Below are 5,435 nucleotides of genomic sequence, written 5' to 3'. Positions count from 1 at the left end.
TCGCCGCCGGGGGTGGCGGCCGAGAGGCGCGCGACGAGGGCGCCCGGGGTGCGGGTCCGCTCGTCGTGGGCGCCGTCGTCGTCGCGCCACAGCACGCGCGGGATCCGCGCCTCCTCTCCCCCGATCTCGTCGAGCCGGCCCATCGCCACCAGGCGCCCGCCCGCGATCACGGCCGCCCGGTCGCCCAGCTGCTGCGCCTCGTCGAGGTAGTGCGTGGTGAGGAGGATGGTCGTGCCCTCGGCCTTGAGCTCGCGCACCAGGTCCCAGAACCGGTGCCGCGCCTCCGGGTCGAAGCCGGTCGTCGGCTCGTCGAGGAACAGCAGCTCGGGTCGGCCGATGATCCCGAGGGCCACGTCCACGCGCCGCCGCTGGCCGCCGGACAGCGCGCGCAGCAGGGTGCCCGCCTTCTCCGTGAGGCCGACGGCCTCGATGGTGGCGTCCACGTCGCGCGGCCGCGGGTACATGCGGGCGAAGTGCGCCACCTGCTCGCGCACCGTCATCGCGCCGCTCTCGGAGCTCGACTGGAGCACCATGCCGATGCGGGCGCGCCAGGCGCGGCCGCCCTTCGCCGGGTCGACGCCGAGCACGGTCGCGGAGCCGCCGCTGCGCAGCCGGTACCCCTCGAGGATCTCGATGGTGGTGGACTTGCCCGCGCCGTTCGGCCCGAGGAGCGCGAACGTCTCGCCGCGGTGGATGTCGAAGGTGACGCCCTGGAGCGCGGTGGTCGTGCCGTAGGTCTTCTCGAGGTCGCGCACGCTGACGTGCTCCTCGACGGCTGCTGTGGTCATGGGTCCAGCGTGCCGGTCGCGCCGCGGCAGCGGAACGGCCGAGCGGTCGATCCGCCGCATCCGCCGATCGGTGGATGCCGCGCTCCCTCGCGTGGGGGTCGCCCGGGTCCGGTCGCGACCGCCAGGCTGGGCGCATGACCACGAGCCCGACGCCCGCGCCGCCGATCCCGTACAGCCGGCCCGTGGCCGCCGGGGAGCGGATGCTCGCGCCCGACCTCCTGCGCGGGATCGCGCTGCTCGGGATCGCGCTCGCCAACTCCGTGTACTTCATCTCCGGGCGGCCGCTCGGCCCGCTCGCGCGCCCGACGGACGGCACGGCGCTCGACCACGTCGCCGACGCCCTCGTGGGCACGCTCGTCGACAACCGGGCGTTCCCGCTGTTCACGATGCTCTTCGCGTACGGCTTCACGGTGGTCCTCCGCCGTCAGGCGGCCGCGGGCGTCGACGGCCCGCGCGCCCGCGGGCTCCTGGTGCGCCGGAGCCTCGGGCTCATGCTGTTCGGGGCGCTGCACGTCGTGCTGCTCTTCGAGGGCGACATCCTGCTCTCGTACGGGATCCTCGGCCTCGGCCTCGCGGCCGCGTACCGGGCGGGCGACCGCGTCTTCCGGGTGCTCGTGTGGGCGCCCGCGATCGTGTTCCTCGTCCTCGCGGGCGCGGACGGGTTCAGCGCCGACGACGGGTCCGGCTCCGCGTTCGGCCTCGGCGGCGACGGCTCGTTCCTCGGGGACCTCGGCGCGCGCGCGATCGCGCTGGCCGCCATCCTCGTCGCGACGCCCGTGTCGGTCGGGGCGCTCGTGCCGCTGGCCGCCCTCGGGATCCTGCTCGGCCGCCGTCGGGTGCTCGAGGACCCGGCCGCCCACCTGCCGCTCCTCCGTCGGCTCGCGCTCGTGGGCCTGCCGGTGAGCGTGCTCGGCGCGCTGCCGCTGGTGCTCGCGACGGTCGGCGCGCTCGACGCGGATCCCGTCGTCCTCTACCTCGTGGCGGTGCTGCACGGGGCGACGGGCGTCGGCGGAGCGCTGGGGCTCCTCGGCCTCGTGGGCTGGGCGGTCGCCGCGCGGGCCCGCCGCGGGGATCCGGCGCCCGGTCCGGTGCTCGTGGCCCTCGCCGCGGTCGGCCGACGCTCCATGACTTGCTACCTGCTCCAGTCGGTGCTGTTCGCGATCCTGCTGGAGCCGTGGTCGCTCGGGCTCGGCGTCGGCGCGGGCTCGGCGCGGATCGCGCTCGTCGCCGTCGGCGTGTGGCTGGTCACCGTCGCATTCGCCGTGGCGCTCGAGCGCGCCGGCCGGGCGGGCCCGGCCGAGTGGGCGATCCGCCGCCTGGCGTACGGCCGGCCGACGCCGTGACCCGCGGGTCCCCCGGCGCCGGCGCGCCCGGTCAGCGCGGGATGAGCCCCTCGGCGCGGTAGCGCTCGAACAGCCCGAGGAAGCTGTCGAGGGTGCGGTGGTGGGTCGTGAACCCGGCCAGCCGGCTCTTGCTGATGTCGGTGACGACCTCGATGTCGCGGCCGAGGTCGGCGTCCGTGTGCCACCAGGACGCGATGCGGCCGAGGTCGGGCTCGGCGAGACCGGCGTCGCGGGCGATGCGCGCCCACTCGTCCTCCAGGCCCGCCATCTGCGCCTCGAGCGGGCGCGGCACGTCCTCGAAGCCCACGGGCTGCACGCCGAGGTGGGCCGCGAGGCGCGGCCACATCCAGCGCCAGCGGAAGACGTCGCCGTTGACCACGTTGAAGGCCTCGTCGCGGCCCGCCTCGGTCGTCGCGGCCCAGACCATCTGCTCGGCGAGCACCGTCGCGTCGGTCACGTCGGTGAGGCCGTCCCACTGCGTGCGGCTGCCGGGGAACACGAACGGGAGCCCGAGGTCGCGGCAGATCGACCCGTAGACCGCCAGGGTCAGGCCCATGTTCATCTGGTTGCCGACGGCGTGCCCGATGACCGTGTGCGAGCGGTGCACCGACCAGGTGAAGCCCTGGCGGGAGGCGGCGGCGAACAGCTCGTCCTCCTGCGCGTAGTAGAAGTTCGGCGCGTCGAGGCGCGGCTCGTCCTCGTGGAACGGGGTGTCGGGCATGTCGCCCTGGCCGTACGCCTCGAAGGGGCCGAGGTAGTGCTTGAGGCCGGTGACGAGCGCGGCGTGGACGACGGGCGCGCCGTCGAGTGCGGCGAGGAGGTCGCGGACCATGCCGCCGTTGACGTCGATGTTCTCCTGCTCGGTGGCCTGGCGGGACCAGGCGGTGAAGAAGACGTGCGTGGGGCGCTCGTCGGCGAGGGCGCGGCGGAGGTCGTCCGCGGAGCGCAGGTCGGCGCTGATCCAGCGCACGCCCGGCCGCTCGGCGCCGGCGCGGCGGCTGAGCGCGAAAACCTGCCAGCCCTCGGCCGTGAGCCGGTCGACGAGCGCGGATCCGCTGATGCCGGTCGCGCCGACGACGAGCGCCGTGCGGCCCGTGCCGTGGGAGCGGGGCGACGCGGGGGCGGCGGACGTGCGGACGGGGGTCTCTCGGTTCTCGGTCATCCCCTGCCCCAACCGCGACGAGCCGCCCGGGCATTCCGGGCGGCTCGTCGCGGGCGTGTCGGTCGGATCAGGCCGGGTGCGGCCCGTCGGCCTCCGCGTCGGCCTCGCCGTCGACGCCGTCGCTGCCGGTGGAGACCGCCTGCGTGGCGGCGGGGTCGGCGGGCGCGTCGGTGAGGCCGGCGTCCGCCGCACGACGGTCGAGGTCCGCGGCCATGGCCTCGGATCCGCTGTCCCGGTGGTCGTAGGCGACCTGCTCGGCGAGCCCGGCCCGCTTCTCCTCGGCGGTCGCGTCGCCGGCGCCGTCCATGATGGGCTGGTCCTGCTCGTGGGTGCTCATGCTCCGACCGTACGCTGTCGCGGCGACGCCCGGATCCGCGGCGCCGCTTGTCGGCCGTCCCCGCACCTGCCACGCTCCAGGGACACCACCAGGCAGGAGCGGACATGACGGACGACGGCGGTCTCTCGAAGGACGAGCGCGAGGCGGTGAAGCAGCGCGCCCGGGAGCTGCGCGAGGAGGCGAAGCGGCAGAGGTCGGCCGACAAGCAGGCCGCGGCGCTCCAGGGCGTGCTCGACGCGCATGCGGCGATGCCCGACGACGAGCGGGCCATCGCGGAGTGGCTGCACGCCCTCGTGCTCGAGCACGCGCCGGACCTCTCCCCCAAGACCTGGTACGGCTTCCCGGCCTACGCGGACGCCGACGGCAAGCCGGTCGCGTTCTTCCAGCCGGGGTCGAAGTTCGGCACCCGCTACTCCACGCTCGGCTTCCAGGACCCGGCGCGGCTCGACGAGGGCACCATGTGGCCCACGTCGTACGCGCTCACGACCGTGGATCCCGCGAACGCGGAGCGCGTGGCGGAGCTGCTGCGGCGGGCGGTCGGCGGCTGATGCGCCCGAGGCGGGCGCTCGAGGCGGGCGCCCCGGGCACCCTCAGCGCCCGTCGACGATCGACATGAAGCCCGCGAAGGCGAACACGGCGGGCACGAAGAGCAGCAGGAACCGGAAGGCCACCCAGGCGGCCCAGGCGAGGCAGCCGAGCGTCCCCGTGCGGGCGTCGCGCACGTCGAGCCGGCGGCCGTCCTCGGCGATGCGCGGGAGCCGGGGATCCGGCGGCTGCTCGTCGCGGTCCTCGCGCAGCGGCGCGGGCGGACCGCCGCCGAGGAGCACCCGGTCGTCCCGGTAGCGACGCGCCCGCGCGACGAGGCGCGCGCCCGCGCCGTCGATGATCCGGCCCGCCTCCTCCCACGGCTCGGGCCGCGAGTGGTCCGCCGGGTCGCGGCGGAAGAACACCACGCGCCGGTCGATGACCTCCACATTGAAGTCCCGGGCGTCGTCGACGAGCGCGGCCATGACGTCCGGGGTGAGGAGGTAGAGCGCGTCGCGCTCGTACTCGCCGGGCGCGTACAGCCGGAAGTGCCGGTCGAAGTCGCCCTCGAGGGAGAGCCGCTGGTCGCGCCGGACGCTGGCCGGCAGGTCGCTGCCGCGCCGGTCGTTCGCCGTCGCGTCGAGCACCAGGTGCGGGAGCGGCACGGGCAGGGCGAGGGCCACGTACGTCCAGCCGCCGTGCGTGGCGCCCCGGCGGCGGATGACGCCGAACTCGGCTCCGGTCGTCCGGAAGCGCGGGGTCGCGCTGACGCCCGTCACCCCGCCCGTGATGAGCGCGCGGAAGGGCGGGACCTCCATCGGATCCGGCTCGAAGCCGTTCGCCAGGGCGGTGAGGTGCTGCCGCCACTCGCGGCCGCGGGACCGCGGCGACGGGGGCCTGGCCGCCCAGCGGTGGAGGAGTCGCGATCCGAGGAACCACGCGCCCAGGACGACGGCCGCGCCGGACAGGCCCGCGATGGTCGACGGGGTGACGGTGCCGTCGCCCCGGCCGTCGGTCACGACGCCCCAGGTCATGAGGACGAGGCACAGGGCCCAGAGCAGGAGGGAGTCGCTGACGTGCGCCAGCACCTTGCGCCGCGACGGCATCCACCGGGGTCGGGCCCCGGTCCGCACGGCGCGCATCGCCCGGGCGACCTCGTCGTCCGGCGCGCTCAGCCAGTGCACGTCCATCGGCGCCCCCTCGCGCTCCAGGCTAGGTGCCCGGCCGACGGTCACGCGCCGTGCGGCGGGCGGGGCGTCAGGCGCGCCGGGTCGCGCGGA

The 5,435-nt window shown here is 76.0% G+C and carries 6 protein-coding genes; 2 read left to right on the top strand and 4 right to left on the bottom strand.

What is annotated here, in order from left to right; genetic code table 11:
• Positions 1-788 (bottom strand): ABC transporter ATP-binding protein (locus tag Q6969_RS12640; protein ID WP_317230747.1); only part of this gene is annotated, 788 nt, incomplete at its 3' end.
• Positions 789-922: 134 nt separating this feature from the next.
• Between Q6969_RS12640 and Q6969_RS12635 the strand changes: the two genes are divergently transcribed.
• Positions 923-2,131, top strand: a complete 1,209-nt coding sequence (locus Q6969_RS12635; RefSeq protein WP_317230746.1) for a DUF418 domain-containing protein — start codon at positions 923-925, stop codon at positions 2,129-2,131.
• Between the two features lie 31 nt (positions 2,132-2,162).
• Here the strand turns inward: Q6969_RS12635 and Q6969_RS12630 are convergent, their stop codons facing one another.
• Entirely contained in the window at positions 2,163-3,293 is a 1,131-nt protein-coding gene (locus Q6969_RS12630; protein ID WP_317230745.1) for an SDR family oxidoreductase, read from the bottom strand.
• Positions 3,294-3,360: 67 nt separating this feature from the next.
• Positions 3,361-3,630 (bottom strand): hypothetical protein, encoded by a 270-nt coding sequence (locus tag Q6969_RS12625; RefSeq protein ID WP_317230744.1) that lies wholly within the window; start codon positions 3,628-3,630, stop codon positions 3,361-3,363.
• A gap of 104 nt (positions 3,631-3,734) precedes the next feature.
• On the opposite strand from Q6969_RS12625, the gene Q6969_RS12620 reads away from it, so the two are divergent.
• Entirely contained in the window at positions 3,735-4,178 is a 444-nt protein-coding gene (locus Q6969_RS12620) for a DUF1801 domain-containing protein (protein ID WP_317230743.1), read from the top strand.
• Between the two features lie 42 nt (positions 4,179-4,220).
• On the opposite strand, the gene Q6969_RS12615 is transcribed toward Q6969_RS12620, so the two are convergent.
• Positions 4,221-5,345: a hypothetical protein gene (locus Q6969_RS12615; RefSeq protein WP_317230742.1), complete on the bottom strand. Its 1,125-nt coding sequence runs from the start codon at positions 5,343-5,345 to the stop codon at positions 4,221-4,223.
• Positions 5,346-5,435: the final 90 nt, after the last annotated feature.

The sequence above is a fragment of the Clavibacter sp. MX14-G9D genome, assembly GCF_032917815.1.
In the GTDB taxonomy this organism is placed as follows: Bacteria; Actinomycetota; Actinomycetes; order Actinomycetales; family Microbacteriaceae; genus Clavibacter; species Clavibacter michiganensis_K.
The sequence above is the reverse complement of the archived record's forward strand: the minus strand, read 5'-3'. Positions and strand labels throughout refer to the sequence as shown.

Excerpts from the sequence above, each read along its gene's own strand:
- Q6969_RS12635 (WP_317230746.1), top strand. The coding sequence starts at position 923 with ATGACCACGAGCCCGACGCCCGCGCCGCCGATCCCGTACAGCCGGCCC.
- Q6969_RS12630 (WP_317230745.1), bottom strand. The coding sequence starts at position 3,293 with ATGACCGAGAACCGAGAGACCCCCGTCCGCACGTCCGCCGCCCCCGCG.
- Q6969_RS12625 (WP_317230744.1), bottom strand. The coding sequence starts at position 3,630 with ATGAGCACCCACGAGCAGGACCAGCCCATCATGGACGGCGCCGGCGAC.
- Q6969_RS12620 (WP_317230743.1), top strand. The coding sequence starts at position 3,735 with ATGACGGACGACGGCGGTCTCTCGAAGGACGAGCGCGAGGCGGTGAAG.
- Q6969_RS12615 (WP_317230742.1), bottom strand. The coding sequence starts at position 5,345 with ATGGACGTGCACTGGCTGAGCGCGCCGGACGACGAGGTCGCCCGGGCG.